This is a genomic window from Mesorhizobium sp. RCAM 05099, from assembly GCF_059683685.1.
In genome coordinates this window covers 2537011-2552418 of record NZ_CM185035.1, presented here as the reverse complement: position 1 = coordinate 2552418, position 15408 = coordinate 2537011, and the positions used below count along the sequence as shown (strand labels likewise).

At 63.4% G+C, this 15408-nt stretch carries 17 protein-coding genes; 8 read left to right on the top strand and 9 right to left on the bottom strand.

Annotated elements, in window-relative coordinates:
• Positions 1-160 precede the first annotated feature (160 nt).
• Together AC56QQ_RS12585 and AC56QQ_RS12580 are read left to right on the top strand one after the other, a co-directional pair.
• Positions 161-721, top strand: coding sequence for a LysE family translocator (locus tag AC56QQ_RS12585; protein ID WP_497127536.1), 561 nt, complete (start codon positions 161-163; stop codon positions 719-721).
• A gap of 122 nt (positions 722-843) precedes the next feature.
• The gene (locus tag AC56QQ_RS12580; RefSeq protein WP_497127534.1) at positions 844-1239 is read left to right on the top strand and encodes a hypothetical protein; all 396 of its coding nucleotides are present in this window, start codon (positions 844-846) and stop codon (positions 1237-1239) included.
• A 9-nt stretch (positions 1240-1248) separates the two neighbouring features.
• Here AC56QQ_RS12580 and AC56QQ_RS12575 read toward each other — a convergent pair whose 3' ends face one another.
• Positions 1249-1848 (bottom strand): YdeI/OmpD-associated family protein, encoded by a 600-nt coding sequence (locus AC56QQ_RS12575; protein WP_497127532.1) that lies wholly within the window; start codon positions 1846-1848, stop codon positions 1249-1251.
• A 305-nt stretch (positions 1849-2153) separates the two neighbouring features.
• Here AC56QQ_RS12575 and AC56QQ_RS12570 point away from each other — a divergent pair, with 305 nt between their 5' ends.
• Positions 2154-2882, top strand: a complete 729-nt coding sequence (locus AC56QQ_RS12570; RefSeq protein WP_497127530.1) for an SDR family oxidoreductase — start codon at positions 2154-2156, stop codon at positions 2880-2882.
• Positions 2883-2900: 18 nt separating this feature from the next.
• On the opposite strand, the gene AC56QQ_RS12565 is transcribed toward AC56QQ_RS12570, so the two are convergent.
• Positions 2901-3875 (bottom strand): LysR family transcriptional regulator, encoded by a 975-nt coding sequence (locus tag AC56QQ_RS12565; RefSeq protein WP_497127527.1) that lies wholly within the window; start codon positions 3873-3875, stop codon positions 2901-2903.
• Between the two features lie 16 nt (positions 3876-3891).
• Positions 3892-4797 carry a S1C family serine protease gene (locus tag AC56QQ_RS12560; RefSeq protein WP_497127525.1) on the bottom strand — a complete coding sequence of 302 codons (906 nt, stop codon included), beginning with the start codon at positions 4795-4797 and terminating at the stop codon, positions 3892-3894.
• A gap of 371 nt (positions 4798-5168) precedes the next feature.
• Here AC56QQ_RS12560 and yghU point away from each other — a divergent pair, with 371 nt between their 5' ends.
• The gene (gene yghU / locus AC56QQ_RS12555) at positions 5169-6035 is read left to right on the top strand and encodes a glutathione-dependent disulfide-bond oxidoreductase (RefSeq protein WP_497127523.1); all 867 of its coding nucleotides are present in this window, start codon (positions 5169-5171) and stop codon (positions 6033-6035) included.
• A 49-nt stretch (positions 6036-6084) separates the two neighbouring features.
• On the opposite strand, the gene AC56QQ_RS12550 is transcribed toward yghU, so the two are convergent.
• The gene (locus tag AC56QQ_RS12550) at positions 6085-6882 is read right to left on the bottom strand and encodes a hypothetical protein (protein WP_497127521.1); all 798 of its coding nucleotides are present in this window, start codon (positions 6880-6882) and stop codon (positions 6085-6087) included.
• Between the two features lie 413 nt (positions 6883-7295).
• The gene (locus tag AC56QQ_RS12545) at positions 7296-7598 is read right to left on the bottom strand and encodes a DUF1236 domain-containing protein (protein ID WP_489862428.1); all 303 of its coding nucleotides are present in this window, start codon (positions 7596-7598) and stop codon (positions 7296-7298) included.
• 1186 nt (positions 7599-8784) lie between these two features.
• Here AC56QQ_RS12545 and AC56QQ_RS12540 point away from each other — a divergent pair.
• Positions 8785-9045, top strand: a complete 261-nt coding sequence (locus AC56QQ_RS12540; protein ID WP_497127519.1) for a hypothetical protein — start codon at positions 8785-8787, stop codon at positions 9043-9045.
• A 564-nt stretch (positions 9046-9609) separates the two neighbouring features.
• Here AC56QQ_RS12540 and AC56QQ_RS12535 read toward each other — a convergent pair.
• From AC56QQ_RS12535 to AC56QQ_RS12525, 3 genes are all read right to left on the bottom strand, one after another.
• Entirely contained in the window at positions 9610-10161 is a 552-nt protein-coding gene (locus AC56QQ_RS12535; protein WP_497127517.1) for an isochorismatase family protein, read from the bottom strand.
• A gap of 118 nt (positions 10162-10279) precedes the next feature.
• Positions 10280-11017 carry a hypothetical protein gene (locus AC56QQ_RS12530; RefSeq protein ID WP_489862438.1) on the bottom strand — a complete coding sequence of 246 codons (738 nt, stop codon included), beginning with the start codon at positions 11015-11017 and terminating at the stop codon, positions 10280-10282.
• A gap of 143 nt (positions 11018-11160) precedes the next feature.
• The gene (locus AC56QQ_RS12525; RefSeq protein ID WP_497127515.1) at positions 11161-12762 is read right to left on the bottom strand and encodes a WD40 repeat domain-containing protein; all 1602 of its coding nucleotides are present in this window, start codon (positions 12760-12762) and stop codon (positions 11161-11163) included.
• Positions 12763-13004: 242 nt separating this feature from the next.
• On the opposite strand from AC56QQ_RS12525, the gene AC56QQ_RS12520 reads away from it, so the two are divergent.
• Positions 13005-13739 carry a hypothetical protein gene (locus AC56QQ_RS12520; protein WP_497127513.1) on the top strand — a complete coding sequence of 245 codons (735 nt, stop codon included), beginning with the start codon at positions 13005-13007 and terminating at the stop codon, positions 13737-13739.
• Between the two features lie 60 nt (positions 13740-13799).
• Here the strand turns inward: AC56QQ_RS12520 and AC56QQ_RS12515 are convergent, their stop codons facing one another.
• Complete coding sequence (locus AC56QQ_RS12515; protein WP_497127511.1) at positions 13800-14006, bottom strand: hypothetical protein; 207 nt, start codon at positions 14004-14006, stop codon at positions 13800-13802.
• 193 nt (positions 14007-14199) lie between these two features.
• On the opposite strand from AC56QQ_RS12515, the gene AC56QQ_RS12510 reads away from it, so the two are divergent.
• Positions 14200-14856: a DUF6064 family protein gene (locus AC56QQ_RS12510; protein ID WP_497127509.1), complete on the top strand. Its 657-nt coding sequence runs from the start codon at positions 14200-14202 to the stop codon at positions 14854-14856.
• Positions 14857-14924: 68 nt separating this feature from the next.
• Positions 14925-15401 carry a hypothetical protein gene (locus tag AC56QQ_RS12505; protein WP_497127507.1) on the top strand — a complete coding sequence of 159 codons (477 nt, stop codon included), beginning with the start codon at positions 14925-14927 and terminating at the stop codon, positions 15399-15401.
• Positions 15402-15408: the final 7 nt, after the last annotated feature.

The window sequence follows — 15408 nt, the reverse complement described above, 5'->3', positions numbered from 1 at the left end:
CAATCGCACGAGCTGGACAGATTGATTAGGGCGCGGGAATGGCAATCCTTGTTCGATGCAGTGCATGAATTGGGCGCGCGCAGCGGCAGCGTGTCAACTCGACTCCTCGGCGCCGCTGCCGCTAACAGTCCCGGCCGATTGACACGATGCGGGACCTCGGATGCTCGACCTTGATCTGCTGGCGCTGGGCGGGCTGCTGCTGACGCCCGGACCAACCAACATCCTTCTGGCTTTTTCGGCCGTTTCGTCTGGTGCGCGGCGCACGGTGCCCATGCTGGCCGCGGTCGTGCTTGCCTACATGGCGATCATCCTGGCGGTCGCCGCGCTTGCCGCCCTGATCCCGGCGGGCAACCAGATGGAGCTGCGGACCGGCGTAAGGATCTGCGCGGTGCTGTGGCTGCTCTGGCTCGCCTACAGCGTCTGGACCACGAAGGACGACGGCGTCGAGGTCCGGCTGGTCACGGTGAAGCAGGTTTTCATCACCACGCTGATCAATCCCAAGGCGATGATCGTCGCGCTGCTGGTCCAGAGCGAAGGCATGACAGCTCAGTTTCTGGCCACCATCGCCGCGTTGGTCGCTGTTGCCGGAGCGGCGTGGATCGCCGTTGGTCTGGTGGTCCGCCGCAACGGTTCAAACCTGCTCGGCCAGCGGTCGCTGCGCCGAGCCAGCGCCATTTGCCTTGCCGGCTTCGGCATCATCCTTGCCGGCAGCAGCCTGTAGCGCCGCGATTGTAGTGGACGCACTGGTAACGGCTCAATAGAGCCGGCCAATCTTCTTGCATCTACACAATGCGTTCAACTTCAGGATGTATGCAACATGGTTGGCAGTGTGTCAGGGGTGGAATGAAAAGATTCCTGTCGATCGTTGGTGCCCTTTTTGGGCTCACTTTTGCGGCGCTTGTCTGCTGGACCATCGCCTACAATTACCAGGAGCGGTTGAGCGATCGACAGCTGGTTCTGATAGCGGCAACTCGCGCGGCCGAAAGAAACGACCAATACGCATCTGGCGAAGATTTGATTGCTCGCAACCCTGGCTGCTGCATCGCGTTGCACTCAAACCATGACTGGTTGCGATTTCCATCCCGCCTCTATGAAGACGGCGTTTCCGTTGTGCAGATGGACTATGCAATCCGCGAAGATCCAAAGCTTCTTTATTTCGAGGAGTTTGCAATCAGCTCCGACGGAACGATCTTGAAGACGAGAGGAATGGAGACGACGACGCCAATGGCTGGACGATAGCCGAAGGCCTCACTTTTTGCCCTGCGGATGGATCGTCTCGCCGCGCTTCAGCATCGCGACGAAGGTCTCGATCTTCTTCTTGCGACCGGCCTCGGTCTTCATGTTGTGCGTGCGGAAGGCAAGCGCGAAGCGGTTCTGCGCGCTGAGCTTGCCCAGCATCTCTTTGGCTGCCGGTTCTGCGTCGATGGCCGCCTGCAGGTCGTCGGGGATCTTCATCGCCTTGCCGCTGCCATAGGCGCGCGCCCATCGCCCGTCCGCCTTGGCCGCCTCGACCTCCCTCAGCCCATGCTCGGTCATGCGGCCCTCCGCGACCAGCCGCGCGACATTGTCGATGTTGATCTGGCTCCAGATGCTCTTCTTGCCACGCGGCGTGTAGCGCTGCAGGAAGCTGTTGTCGTCGAGCCCCTTGCGCACCGCGTCGATCCAGCCGAAGCACAGCACGACGTCGATGGCTTCCTTGGGCGTGATCGACTTCAGCCCCGACCCGACCTTGTGCACCTTGATCCACACTTCGGTTTCGGTGGCGTGATGCTTGGCGAGCCAGGCATGGAAGCTGGCCGGGTCCGGGAATTCCCGCACCTTGTCCGGGTCGACCTTGACGGGCGCCATCAGCCGGCCTGCCCGTTCAGTGCTGTTGCCGCTGGGATCATGTTGTCTCCTGCTTTCCCTGTCGCTTCTGGCGCCAGAATCGCGGCCATCGTCATCGGCCGGCATCTTGGCATGGGTCCCTGTCAGTTTGCGTCAGCAAACTTGTCAGCGCGTACGGCGTTCCTTCGCGCAACTTGGCCAAGCTTCCATCCCTCACCGCGCCACCATCGGCATCTCCGATAACACCATCGGTTTCTTCCGTTTCCCGTCAGCGTACCGAACTGCCAATCCCTGCCCTTGTCCATCCAAACAGAGGCAGAGCGGATATGAACATCTCGAACCAGAAAATCCTGATCGTCGGTGGCGGCTCCGGCATGGGTCTGGCGTTGGCCAAGCGCTGCGTGGAGGCCGGTGCCGAGACCATCATCGCCGGACGCGGCGAGGACAGGCTGCAACAGGCGCGCGAGGCGCTGGGCAATCCCGCCGGCCTGGAGGTAGTCGCTGTCGACATCACCCGTGAGGACCAGGTCGCGGCACTTTTCGCTGGGATCGGCGGGCTCGACCACATCGTCAGCACCGCCGCCGACATCGATGGCGCCTACCAGCTGCTGCCGGCGCTTGAGCTCAAGGCGGCGCAACGCGTGGTCGAGAGCAAGCTCTACGGCCCGCTGCTGCTCGCCAAGCACGGCGCGCCGTTTCTCGCGCTGGCCGGCTCGATGACCTTCGTCTCAGGCATCGCCGCCTACCGGCCGGCCGCGCGCGGCTCGGTGGTCGCCGCCGTCAATGCCGCGCTCGAAGGGCTGGTGCGGGCGCTGGCGGTGGAACTGGCGCCGATCCGCGTCAATGCCGTGTCGCCCGGCTGGGTCGACACCACGATCTGGGCGAAGGTTGCGGGTGACAGGAAAGACGAGACGCTTGGTGCGATGGCCGAGCGGCTGCCGGTCGGGCGGATCGGCCAACCCGATGATATCGCCGACGCCATCTTTTTCCTGATCGGCAACGGGTTCACGACGGGAACGACCCTGCATGTCGAAGGCGGGCATCGCCTGGTCTAGGCGGTGTCGGCTTTTTAGTCAGGAGTTGTTTGCAAACAAGGCTTTGGAACGATTGGCCGATTCAAGTCCTGAACTCGCCTCCGAGCGTGCGGGCACCAGCGCCAGCGTCTCGCGCACGGCGGCGAGCAATTGCCGGAGCGCCGGCGGCTGAACGCGCCGGCGCCGCCAGATCATCGTCAGCGGCGCCGTCTGTGCCTGGCCGGGCCAAGGCAGTTCGACGATGTCGCCGCGCGCCAGCGCCTCGGTGACGGCAAGGCGTGGAACGAGGCCGAGCCCCGCGCCGGCGGCCACCAGCCGCGCAATAGTGCCGATGCTGCCGACTTCGGCGGCAAGTTTTGGCGCGTCGACCCCCGCCTCGGCAAAGGCGGTGTCGAACATGTGCCGGTAGATGCATCCGGGCTCGGTCGCCACGAAGCGCAGCGTGGCAAGCGCGGCAAGGCCGCCTGGCGCGGTGCCCTGCCCCGGAGCCGCGATAAGGACCAACGGTTCGGCCACGATGGTGCGCCCGGCGAGGCGTTCATCGGACGCGCCCTTCGCAAAGCCGCGACGGTCGAAGCAGAAGGCGACATCGACGTCGCCGTCCTCAAGCTGGCGCAGCAGCGTGCCGCTGTCGGTCACTTTCATCCGCACAGTGATGTCGGGATGGCTGGCCTGGAATCCTGGCAGCCAGGGTGCCAGCCGGGCCGAGGCGATCGTCTCCAGCGCGCCGATGGTCAGCATTCCCTTCATGTGCCCGGCCGCCGCCTGCACGGCGGAGCGCGCCTCGCCATCGAGCCGCAACAGGTCTTCGGCAATGGGCTTCAGCGCCAGACCCGACGGCGTCAGCTGCAGGCCCGATTTCGCGCGGGTGAACAGGGCCGTGCCAAGCTCGGCCTCGAGCACCTGGATCTGGTCGCTGACGCTTGACTGGGCAAGGTGCACCGCCTCGGCGGCGCGGGTGATGTTGCGGCTGCGCGCCACCGCCAGGAAAGTCTTGAGCAGTCTTGGATGCATCGACGGGCCGACGCGCCTATTGCAGCTGCGGCTTTTTCAGGAAACTGCCGCGGTCGGCGGACTTGACGCGCAGCCAGGTTTCGCGGCCGTCGCGCACCACCCGCATCGGGATTTCGGCGCCGGCCGAGCCGCTCTCCCACAGTTTGCGATAGAAATCGGCGAGCCCGTCGACCGCGCCATCGCGGATGTCGGAGATGACGTCGCCCTCGCGCAGGCCGGCCTTGGCCGCCGGGCCGCCTTCGGTCACGCTCATCACCACCACCTTGCCATCGCTTTCGGCCGAGAGGGCGCCGAGCCACGGGCGCGGCGGCTTGGCCACCTGGCCGCGCGTCAGGAGATCGTCGAGAATGGGCGGCAACAGATCGATCGGCACCACCATGTTGATATCGGCCACTTCGCCGTTGCGGCTCATCTGCAGGCGCAGCGACCCGATGCCGAGCAGCGAACCATCGGCGCCGAACAGCCCGGCACCGCCCCAGGACGGGTGCGCGGGCGCGATGAAGATTGCCTCGTCGAGCAGATACTCCCAATAACCGGCGAATTCCTGCTTGGTGACGATCCTGGACTGGACCGAGCGGCCGACGCCGTCGGCAAGCACGACGGCGTCACCGACCTTGGCCTTGCCGGCATCGCCCAGCGCCACGGCAGGCAGGCCGAGCGGCGCCAGCGCCTGCACCAGGCCGAAGCCCGATTCCTGGTCGTAGGCCAGCGCGTGCGCGGGGATGACGCGGCCGTCCTGGCTGGTCAGCCAAACCTCTTCCGCCTCGGTGATGAGATAGCCGATGGTCAGCACCAGCCCGTCGTCACGGATGACGACCCCGCTGCCTTCCCGGAGCGTGCCGAGCGCGCTGGCCGTGAACGCATCGTCGGGAACGGTGGCCCGGACGGCGACGACGGAGCGCGGATTGGGAGTGATGGTCATTCTGTCTTCCTGGTACGTGGTGTTTCTATAGGTATGCCACGCCGGGGATGGTGCAAGAGCCGAGGGCGAAGGCACTGTCTTTTAGGTTTGCGCTGCCCCTCATCCGCCTGCCGGCACCTTCTCCCCGTATAGTGACGGGGAGAAGGGGAGGCTGTCGCGGTCTTCGGCGCCCTATCTGCAATGCCAACAGTTGGCGAAATCGGTGGCGACGGCGTCTTTCTCCCCGTCCCTATACGGGGAGAAATGCCCGGCAGGGCAATGAGGGGCGGCGCCGACATAAACAATAGTTCAACACAAGTTGAACTTTCTCGTTTGCAGCCCTAGTTGTAGATGGACCGCCCCTTCCTTTCCCCAAGACACGAGGCTCCGAGATGACCGAGTACACCCCGCCGAAAGTATGGACCTGGAACAAGGCGAATGGCGGCGCCTTCGCCAGCATCAACCGGCCGATCGCCGGGCCGACGCATGACAAGGAACTGCCGGTCGGCAAGCACCCGCTGCAACTCTATTCGCTGGCGACGCCGAACGGCGTCAAGGTGACGGTCATGCTCGAGGAGCTGCTGGCGCGCGGCCACAAGGGCGCCGAATACGACGCCTGGCTGATCCGGATCAACGATGGCGACCAGTTCGGCAGCGGCTTCGTCGAGGTCAACCCAAACTCCAAGATTCCCGCACTGATGGACCGCAGCGGCAAGACGCCGGTCCGCGTCTTCGAATCCGGCTCGATCCTCGTCTACCTCGCCGAGAAGTTCGGCGAATTCCTGCCCACCGAACAGCCGGCCCGTGCCGAAGTCCTGTCCTGGCTGTTCTGGCAGATGGGCTCGGCGCCGTATCTGGGCGGCGGCTTCGGCCATTTCTACGCCTATGCGCCGGAAAAGTTCGAATATGCCATCGACCGCTTCTCGATGGAGGTGAAGCGCCAGATGGACGTGCTCGACCGTCGTCTCGCCAAGACCGAATATCTCGGGGGCAAGGACTACACGATCGCCGACATGGCGGTGTGGCCCTGGTATGGCGGGCTGGCGCTTGGCCGCATGTACAATGATGCCGGCGAATTCCTGTCCGTGCAGGACTACAAGCACGTGCAGCGCTGGGCGCAGGCGATCGACGCCCGCCCGGCTGTCAAGCGCGGCCGCATGGTCAACCGCGCCTTTGGCGAACCCGCCCTGCAACTGCATGAGCGCCACGACGCCAGCGACTTCGACACGAAGACGCAGGACAAGCTGGCGGCCGAGTAACCCGGCCGAAACGCGTCAACCTCCCTCCCCTGCGGGGAGGTTGGCGGCTTCAGCCCACCCGTTCCTTCTCGACGGCCGATATCCATAGCCGGTCGATGTCGGCAAGGAACGTCTCGTCGATCTCGTCGAGATGGTTCCAGTACATGCCGTCCTCGTAGAAATAGCCGAGGTCCTTCTCGATCTCCTCGGCCTTTTCGGCCTTGTCGAGCCGGATGTTGCCAAGGATTTCCGCCTTCATTTCGGCAATCCGCGCCAGCGAAAGGCCGCCAAGCGCGTCGAAGGCGAGCTCGGGAAAGACCAGCCGGCTGCGCGGCAGGTCCGACAGGTTGATGCACAGGCAGCCGTGCTTCAGCGCCTGTACAAGCAGGCGCGCCGACTTGGCCTCGAGGTTGCGCAGCGTGACGTCGTCGCGCAATGGATCAGGACGGCCGATGCCGTAGAAATGTGTTTTGTCCGGCCGGTCGTAGATCATGTCGCAGCCCAGGAATGCCAGCACATCGGGCTTCTGGCTGTGAATGGTCCAATAGGCGGCGGTCAGCGCCATCGTGGCGCCGGCATAGACGAAGCCGCCGAAGGCGTTCTGCGCCGGAACATACTGCGTGGCGCTGAATATCCGAGCCTGCCGCAAGGTCGCGTCGTGCGGCAGCCGCTCGGATGGGAAATCGCCGGCATGGACGAGGAAATCCCAGTCGGGGCGCACGCGCCAGGCATTGTTGATGGCGACGATCCGGCTGAAGGCCTGCTTCGGCCACGGCTCGCAACGCACCGCGTCGGGCGCGCTGCCAAGCAAAAGCATGATGCGGGGCGCGTTGTCGCGAACACTCGTCTCGACTGGCTGAATGGTCATCGAAGGGCTTTCAGGTCTTCCGTGCAAAGGCCGGCCGCACATGCGATGCATCGATGCCGGCTTCGGCGCGGAAGCCGGCGCGCGAATGTCCCGCATGGCCGCACCCTGCACCCTGGCCGGCCGATTTTCCAGCCCAATGCATGCGGCCGATCGCACGGCGATCGATGCGCCCGCCCCGTCAAGCGCGGGGCGTGGTCAACCGTGCCTTCGGCGACCTGGTCATCCCAACCGCGGCAGCACCGCGACGCGGCGACTTCGAAACGAAGAAGCATGGCGGCCGCCGCCCAGTAGGCGACGGAAAGGCCGGCCCTAAACGAAAGCCCGCCACCGACGCGAAGTCGTGACGGGCTTTTCCCAAGGCCAGCCTGGCGTGGAAGCGGGCAACTCCCCGCCCCCCGGCGTCAAGCCATCAATCAGTTCAGGACTTCGACGATCTGATGGGTCTCGGGATCCACCAGGACTGTCTGGTCGTTGATGACGGCGACGCGGTACTTGACGTTGGGCACCTCGCGCAATTCCACCGTGTCCGGTACCGGCGAGCCGAGCTTGAGCTCCACGCCCAGAAGGTTCACCGACGCCAGCGGTTGCTTCTTGACGTATTCGCGAACGACCGTCTCCTGTTCCGGCTGGACGACGACGACGTCTTGCGCCACCGCTGCACCAATGCCGCTCATCAGAAGGATCGCGGCCGCTGTACTCGAAAGATAATGTTTCATGATAATCTCCATAAAGGGCTATCTGAAGAACCGCCCTGTGTGAAAACTCGATCGATCCATGGAGGTTCCATCTCAAATTGTGAAATAAATGTTTGTTTAACAGGCCGCGGAGAGGTTCACTTATTTAAAACCATTCGAGCCAATGGCGCATTCGTTGCGATATATGTTTCGAAAACTGCGGATAAATTTCAATCTAAAGCAAATATATTTTAATAGCGTCGCACGAGCGAGTCTCCCAAGAGGCTAGCGCGTGCTCTCCGGGGTCCGAAAAAGGCCCGCCCCGCCGGGAGCAGGGCGAGCCTTCAATGGCGCCCGATGGAGGTGGCAGCCTCGCCGGTCGCGAGCGAAAAACGCAAGGGTCGCGGCTTGGTTCCACCATCGCTGGCGCCAGTGTGCGCCCACATAAAACGCGGTCTGGTTCGCATGCAACCATGTGGTCTCGATGACGTTGTGGCAAAAATCACCAGCAAGGATGACGATCAGATGGCTCCTCGACCCCCAGTGACCAGGCATCCCTTCACGCTGATGTTTGTCGTGATCGCGTTAATGGCGCCGTTTGCCGGCCTTGCCTGGCGCACGCGCGAGTGGATGGGCTGGTAGGACCGCGCTTGCAGGCAGGCCTGGCGCAGGCCTCGGCCCTGGGGATCGATGGACAACGGCATGACGACCGGGTCACACCATTATATCAGTTTTGACTAAAATAACGGAACGTCCAATGGACATTGCCGGAACCGAACAGGGCCTTCGGACCTTTGCGGCCGGCACCTCAGACCTTGGTCCGATGCGAAAACGCAATGGCCCGACGCGGCGGGACTGGAGCCCAGCCAATGGAACATCCGGCCACGCTTGTCGTTTGCTGCGAGGTCTCCGGCGCCGCCGGACCCATATCGGGAGGGAAGCGCGATGCCCCATCGATCCACCATCGTCAAGACAGGCCGCGGACCGGACACGGCGATTGCCGTGCTGATGGCGGGACTGTTGGCGGTGGGCACCGTGTTCCTTGTTCTGGGGGGCTCGCTCTACCTGAACGAGCAGCCATCGGATCAACGCGCACTGTCTTCTCCGCCCGCCCGATCGTTTCAAGCAGCCGACCGGAGGGCGGCGAACTGATCCAGCAGGGCCGGCGGAACATTTAGCCGCCTTTCGAATTGACATGAGCAAATGCTAATAACGGAGGATATCCACTGTGAAAAACTTTATTCTTTCGGCACTTGTCGCGATCTCCGTCGTGTCCCCGGTCATCGTCGCTCCGGCGGAAGCCGCAAGCCTGGTCATCACGACGGACAATGGCAATATGGGCCGGCACCACTGGCGCGACAATCGCTGGCGCGATCATCATTGGCGCAGGCATCATAATCGCCATTGCTTCGTGAAGGTGAGAAAGCATTGGCGCCATCATCACTGGGTCATCGAGAAGGTGCGCGTCTGCGAATTGCGCCGCTACTGAGCGATGCCGAAATCGCCGCCGCCCAGGGCCCATCGCAGAATTCGTCCAAACGCAACAACCCTGGCAACGGCCGCCGTCTGGAGCGCGGCGGTCGTCATGCTGGTGTTGATGGTGACGGGAGCGGCCGGCTTCTGAGGACTAGACGCCTTTATCCCCAGAAGAGGTTTGACGACGCCTTGCTCTAAACATTAGAGATTGCGAATATAAAAGTCAGTCGGCGACCGCCAGAAGCCGGCTGGGCCCGGCGTGCTTGCCCTTGCACCTGGCCGCCGGGCCATTTTCCTTTGTCGTTCGCCCTCGCTCGGCGATGCGGTCAACGCGCCATCATCCTGTGCACGCGTGCCATCATCCTGTGCACGCGTTTGGACCGACGCGGATTCCGTATTTCAGCCACGCCTATTCCGCTTTCGCGGAAGTTTCTTTCGGCGGGTGATGTGCGGTGCTTTTGTTGCGGCGAGGAGCCGCCCTGGTCGACGCGGGCGCCAAGCTCACCCCAACAATGCGCCCCCCGTCCGTGTCGACCACGGCAGGAGGCGCTTGGCGCTATCATCCTGCCTGCCGGCTTCAGCCGCCGACCAGCGCCTTCGTCGTCACCAGATCGACACCGTCCTCCGCGAAGCCGGCATTGTGGCGCGCGATGATCTGCGGCGCGCTCTCGCTGGCGCTGTCCAGTGTGCTGTGGGCATCGGAAACCACGGTCACGCCGAGCCCCCTGGCCAGCGCGCCCTTGACGGTCGCCGCCACGCAAAAATCGGTCTGCGCGCCGAGGAGCACGACCGCGCCGGCGCCCTGCCCGGCCACCCAGTCCGCAAAAGCGGGATTGCTGAAGGCATCGCGCACGGATTTGGCAAAGGTCGGCTCCTCTTCGGCCTGGCCAAGCGCGGGCCACACCGGCCAACCCGGTTCGCCTGGCGCCAGCGGGTCGCCCGCCGGTCCGTCATGCCTGATAAAAGCGACCTTGCGCCCACCGCGCCGCGCCCAGTCGATCACCGCCCGCGTGCGCTCGACGATACCCGGCGCATCATGGATCGGCGGCTCGTGCACGCCGTCGAACATGCCGGTCTGGAGATCGATGACGACAAGCGGCGCGGTGGCGGAAGGTGTGTTTGCTGACATGGCTGCGAAGATAGCGTTAGGGGTGGTCGAAGATAAAGCCGCGCGACGCAGGCTGTCGATCCATATTCGCATCGAAACAAAGAGACAGGACGCGCTTCCCTGGAAACGATGGACCGCCTCAGGCGTTTCGGGGGTCCGGCTTGCACTCCGCGACCGCCTTGGTGGCGTTGATCAGCCGGTTGCGCACTTCGGATGGCTGCCGGAGGTTCTGCCAGTAGGCGCCGGCCCCTTTCATCTCGTGGCCAGCGCCGCCGCCGATCATGCCGTCCGCCCTGACAAGCATCGTCACGACCTTGATGCCGCAGGCGAGGTTACGGTCAGGATCGGTGATGTCGACCTCCGACTTGAAACCGCATCTGTATCTCCCCTCGTCGGCCAACGAGAGCTGCAGCAGCCCGATGGAGTACTGGTCCTGGTCCGCTTCCCAAAAGGCAGCCGCGCTGTTGTTGACGGATTCCGCGCCGGCCAGGTTGGCAATCAACGTGCGCCAGAAAACCGCGCGCCCTTGCCTGCCTTGCAGCAAATAGCCCGGACAAAAGATGGCGACGTCGGATGGTTCGAGGGCGGTCAACGGCTGATCGGCATCGATCAGCGCCGTCACCTTGCGGGTTACGGTCTTGTTGTCGAATTGCTTTTCCAGCGCGCCTTGCGCATGGAGGCATTTCCTGGCGAATGCCTGTGCCTCGGCCTGGGTCGTATGGCCTCGGGCATGCCATTGCGCGGTGCAGGATTGCTGGGCCTCGGCCGGAGGAGCCGTCGGCACGGCGCTTTCAATGATGCGCGGATTCGCGCAGCCCTCGATCAGGCACGCCAGGGCGCCAAACACCCCGATGACCTGCAACAATCTCGAACGCAATTGAGCGCTCAGCGGAGCCGACCCATACACAACAAAACCCCTCCTGAGCATTACTCACACAACTTGCTCAGCCTTGTCGACCCAACTTGGCAGACTAGCGCCGTTCTGTCATCCGATACTGCCGCTCATGACGCAGGCACCGCTCATCCCGGCGCGCCGGCAAACAGCACCACGCCGTCGCCGCCGGTGGCCGGCCAGTCGCGGATGGTGCGGTCGTAGCCGCCGGTCAGCACGGTGCCGTCGGCGGCGAAGGCCACCGCGTAGATCGGGCCCGTCTGGCTGTCGAACATGGCGATCTGGTTGCCGGTTTCCATGTCCCACAGCCGTGCGGTGCCGTCGAGCGAGCCTGACAGCAGGCGCCTGCCGTCGGACGACAGCGCCAGCGTGTAGACCGTGCCCTCGTGGCCCTCGAAGCGCTTCACCTCGCGGCCGCTGTCGAGATCCCAGACCTTGATCGTCAGGTCGCCGCTGCCGGTGATCAGATGATGCCCGTCGGCGGTGAACACCGCGCCATAAGTGCCCTGCTCATGGCCGTGCCAGCTGCGCAATTGCCTGCCGCTCTCGATATCCCAGAGTTTCAACGTGCCGTCGATGCTGCCCGAGACCGCACGGGTGCCGTCGGGCGAGACGGCCACCGCGCTGATCGACCAGTCATGCCCGGTCAGTATGTGCAGCACGGCGTCGTTGGCGAGGTCCCAGACGATGACGTTGCCGGTATCGTGTCCGCTGACGGCGCGCTTGCCGTCCGGCGTGATGGCGAGCTTGTTGACGCCGCCATTGCCGCCGGATTGGAAGACATGCAGCACCGCGCCGTCGGAAAGCTGGCGCAGCACGATCTCGCCGTCGTCGCCCCCCGTCAGCGCACTGACGCCGTCGGGCATGTAGAGCGCGGTGCGCGCCATGTCCTTGTGGACGCCGAGGTTGCGGATCAGATGCTTGCCGCCGATGTCCCACAGCTTGATCACATGGTCGGTGCTGGCGCTGAGGATCGAGCGCCCGTCGGGCGCCACCGATAGCCAGACGACGGCGTCACGATGGCCGTCGGGCAGCGTCGGAGCGGCCGGCGGCGGTGGCGGCAAGGGCGCCACTGTGGGCGGCGGAATGACCGCGACCTCGGGCGGTGCCGGGGCAATTGGCGGCGTCGGCGGCGGCGGCACGACCACGGGCGGTGTCGGCGACGCCGCAGGCGGGTTGGCGGCTTCCGGCGGGGGGCCGGGAGGCGCCGGCGGCGAGGCTATTGGCGGAGCAGCCGGCTCCGGGACCGGCGGTGCGCTGGCGACGTCATTGCCCTTGGGCTCGGTGGTCTTCGGGTCAGGAGTTTTCGGTTCGTTGGCCTTGGGTTGGCTTGGCGAGGCCACCTCGCCGCCCGGGCCCTGCCCCCGCCACGGGACCTGATCGGCCATGAGCGTCAGCACGGCAATCACCGGCAGGACAAGGAAGGCGCGCCGCAAGCCCGGACGGCCCTTGGGGTCGATCTCGGCGTCGCGGCCGAAAAGTGGCGTCCCGGTGGGACGGCCCGGCCGGCCGGGCAACAGCCCGGCCCAGAACAACAAGGCGCCAAGCAGGCAGAGCGCGCCCAGCGCCAGGAACACCACCGGCCACAGCGTGGCGGGACCACGCAGCATACGGACGATCCCGCCCCAGGCGAAATCCCTGCCGCCCATGAGCAGATAGGCGCGAACCAGGCAAGCTAGGGAAGCCGCCAGCAGGGGAAGCGCAAACAGCCGCTCAGCCAACCTGTCCATCGCGCCCCCTCGCTGCCGCCTGCACCGCCCGCTCCGCTCATCACGAGTCCTGCCCCGCCGTACCGTTCAGGACCCAAGCAGCCAGCGCAAAATTACGGTCTTATGTAGCAAACGCACCAAGCGTTGGCATAGGGCCAAACCAACGGTTCGGCTCATGACTACCAAAGATCATAGAATCCGGTCATTGTTCCCCAATGGGCTACTTGGGGAAGTGCTTCCGGCGTGCATTCGCGGGCTCCGTCTTGTTCACGGACAAACTGTCAATCGTCGGCGGTGTGTTAGTTCCCGCCTTGTTTTCGGTCCTAGGTGATCCCTTGGACGCGGCAGTGCAAGCTTACGTGGCGTGGACGATAGTTCTTATCGTCGGTGGTGGCGTCGGGCTTCGGCTTTTGACCGCGCCCTATTTTATTTGGAAAGACGACCAGAAAACGCTGGCAGAGCTTCGCGGCATTTTATCCGACACGTCCGTAAAACGACGCCAGTTCTTTGAGGAATCGTTTCTGGCGGAGCGGGCAAACTTGGCTAAAGCACTGGCCAAATTCGCCGCGCTCGACTTACCTATCGTACAGGTAGCTACGATCAATCCGGATGCCGAACTGAAACCGATAACAGAAATAGCCGTGTTGTTTTTTGCGGACGGCAACTTCAAGAAATACTGGCAAAACTTCTGCTCGGGCCTTCATTGGATGGTGGGAGGATCAAGGTTTTTTGTGGCGTCTGGGGACAAGGTGCCGGAAGCCCAAAAGCTTGAAATTGTGGATCGAATTGTCTTCGATATGGCTAACATGCGAGCAGCCGCAATGGCGATGGTTGCCATTTTAACCGAAGACCTCAACCACTCCGAAGATTACCAAAGGCACGTTAAAGACCTTCAGGACCGGTACTCTCATCTGGACAAGGACCGCATGCCTACCGAGCGATGGATATTGCCGCCGTCCCTATCGCCTCCAGACACTGGAGAAGAAACGCGGCAGTGAACTTGCATCTCGCAAGCTTGTTGCGAATGTTCACCTCTTTCTCGTCCACGCCGATCGCATTCAGCTTTTGCGCCGTAGCGGCACGATCTGCGACGGGTCGCCCTTATAGCCAAGGATCGCCAGCACCGCGTCTATGTGCTGTAGCTGGTGAGCCAGGTCCGCACCCTTGAACCGAATTGCGCCCGATATCTCGGATCGCTTCGCCACCAGCGTATTGATGGCGTGTTCGTATCGGGTCGAGCGGACAATGGGTGCAACTCTTGGCATTCCCGGATTTTATGGGAACCCACCCTTTAGGTCGCGCGCGAAGTTGGTGCGTTTGCTACATAAGACCGCAAAATTACATCCGCGCCGAACCACACCCTGTCGTGCGGCCGGTGCGCAAGCAAGGAAAAATTGTGCCAGATCAATGAAGCATCCCGCGGCCCTGGCTAGCGTCAGGCACGTTGGAGGCTCCCCGATGCTGCCGTTCACCAGTGACCAGTTTCTTGCCAATCTGGTTGCCTACAATAAAGCGATCTGGCCTTTGCAACCGGTGGCATTTGCTTGCGGCGCCCTCGCCATGGTCCTGCTCCTCTGGCGGCCACGAATGGCGGATCGCCTGGTCGCTGTCATCCTGGCGGTTATGTGGCTGTGGACCGGCATCGTATATCACTGGCTCTATTTCACCGAGATCAACAAGGCCGCGTTGATCTTTGGCGCCATGTTCGTCACCCAGGGAGCCTTGCTGGTCTATTGCGGCGTCTTCAGGAGACAGTTGCGTTTCGGCCGGGATTTCGGGCTTGCCGTGAGTGTGGGGATTGCCTTTGTCGCCTACGCAACCATGCTCTATCCTCTTCTCGGCATCTGGATGGGTCACCCTTATCCGGAAATGCCGGCGTTCGGTGTCACCCCCTGTCCGGTGACGATCTTCACTTTCGGATTCTTCCTCCTCGCCAAGCCACCCCTGCCGCGGTGGCTGCTTGCGATCCCGTTCATCTGGTCTTTGATTGGAGGAAGTGCGGCATTCCTTCTGGGTGTGCCGCAGGACTGGCTGCTGCTCGCCAGCGGCATCATTGCGGTTCCGTTGATCGCCCACGGCGACAGACATCCGTCGGGTGCCAAGATCACCGGCTAGCTAGGATTTGCCTTCACCCGGTTTTCACACAGACCGGCGCATGGCCGCTTGCGCCATCCAGGCAGCCGATGGCGACCACAGCCAGGGCATGCGCAAGCAATCTGTCAGCCGACCTGTTCATCGGGCTCCGCTCGCCGGGTTTCGGACCGTACAGTCAGACTATCAGCGCCAACATCGTGTCGCAAAACGCCACTCACGCCCCTCGAACGGCGGTTATTGCTGATTTAGATCCGGAACCATTGCCGGGTTTCGACGTTTGGGGCACGCGATCGATTGTGAGGCAAAGTGTGAATCCAGTTCCAAAGACACCTATTTCCAAGGCTCCGGCCCCCCTGCCCGCAAACGACAATCAGATACCCGCGAACCAGGAAGTTGTGGATTTCTTGCGAGTGCTCATCCCGCAAGACGATGCCGCCGCCGACGCGCTTTGCCGGCGAGGCGAGCGGATGGCCAACGCCGTTGTCATCGTCATGGCCACCTGTCTGGTCGGTTTTCCCCTGTTCTTCGCCGGCTTGATATATGCCGGCGTTGGCGTTGTTCCCTAGGCGCAGG

Excerpts from the sequence above, each read along its gene's own strand:
- AC56QQ_RS12585 (WP_497127536.1), top strand. The coding sequence starts at position 161 with ATGCTCGACCTTGATCTGCTGGCGCTGGGCGGGCTGCTGCTGACGCCC.
- AC56QQ_RS12580 (WP_497127534.1), top strand. The coding sequence starts at position 844 with ATGAAAAGATTCCTGTCGATCGTTGGTGCCCTTTTTGGGCTCACTTTT.
- AC56QQ_RS12575 (WP_497127532.1), bottom strand. The coding sequence starts at position 1,848 with ATGGCGCCCGTCAAGGTCGACCCGGACAAGGTGCGGGAATTCCCGGAC.
- AC56QQ_RS12570 (WP_497127530.1), top strand. The coding sequence starts at position 2,154 with ATGAACATCTCGAACCAGAAAATCCTGATCGTCGGTGGCGGCTCCGGC.
- AC56QQ_RS12565 (WP_497127527.1), bottom strand. The coding sequence starts at position 3,875 with ATGCATCCAAGACTGCTCAAGACTTTCCTGGCGGTGGCGCGCAGCCGC.
- AC56QQ_RS12560 (WP_497127525.1), bottom strand. The coding sequence starts at position 4,797 with ATGACCATCACTCCCAATCCGCGCTCCGTCGTCGCCGTCCGGGCCACC.
- yghU (WP_497127523.1), top strand. The coding sequence starts at position 5,169 with ATGACCGAGTACACCCCGCCGAAAGTATGGACCTGGAACAAGGCGAAT.
- AC56QQ_RS12550 (WP_497127521.1), bottom strand. The coding sequence starts at position 6,882 with ATGACCATTCAGCCAGTCGAGACGAGTGTTCGCGACAACGCGCCCCGC.
- AC56QQ_RS12545 (WP_489862428.1), bottom strand. The coding sequence starts at position 7,598 with ATGAAACATTATCTTTCGAGTACAGCGGCCGCGATCCTTCTGATGAGC.
- AC56QQ_RS12535 (WP_497127517.1), bottom strand. The coding sequence starts at position 10,161 with ATGTCAGCAAACACACCTTCCGCCACCGCGCCGCTTGTCGTCATCGAT.
- AC56QQ_RS12525 (WP_497127515.1), bottom strand. The coding sequence starts at position 12,762 with ATGGACAGGTTGGCTGAGCGGCTGTTTGCGCTTCCCCTGCTGGCGGCT.
- AC56QQ_RS12515 (WP_497127511.1), bottom strand. The coding sequence starts at position 14,006 with ATGCCAAGAGTTGCACCCATTGTCCGCTCGACCCGATACGAACACGCC.
- AC56QQ_RS12510 (WP_497127509.1), top strand. The coding sequence starts at position 14,200 with ATGCTGCCGTTCACCAGTGACCAGTTTCTTGCCAATCTGGTTGCCTAC.
- AC56QQ_RS12505 (WP_497127507.1), top strand. The coding sequence starts at position 14,925 with ATGGCGACCACAGCCAGGGCATGCGCAAGCAATCTGTCAGCCGACCTG.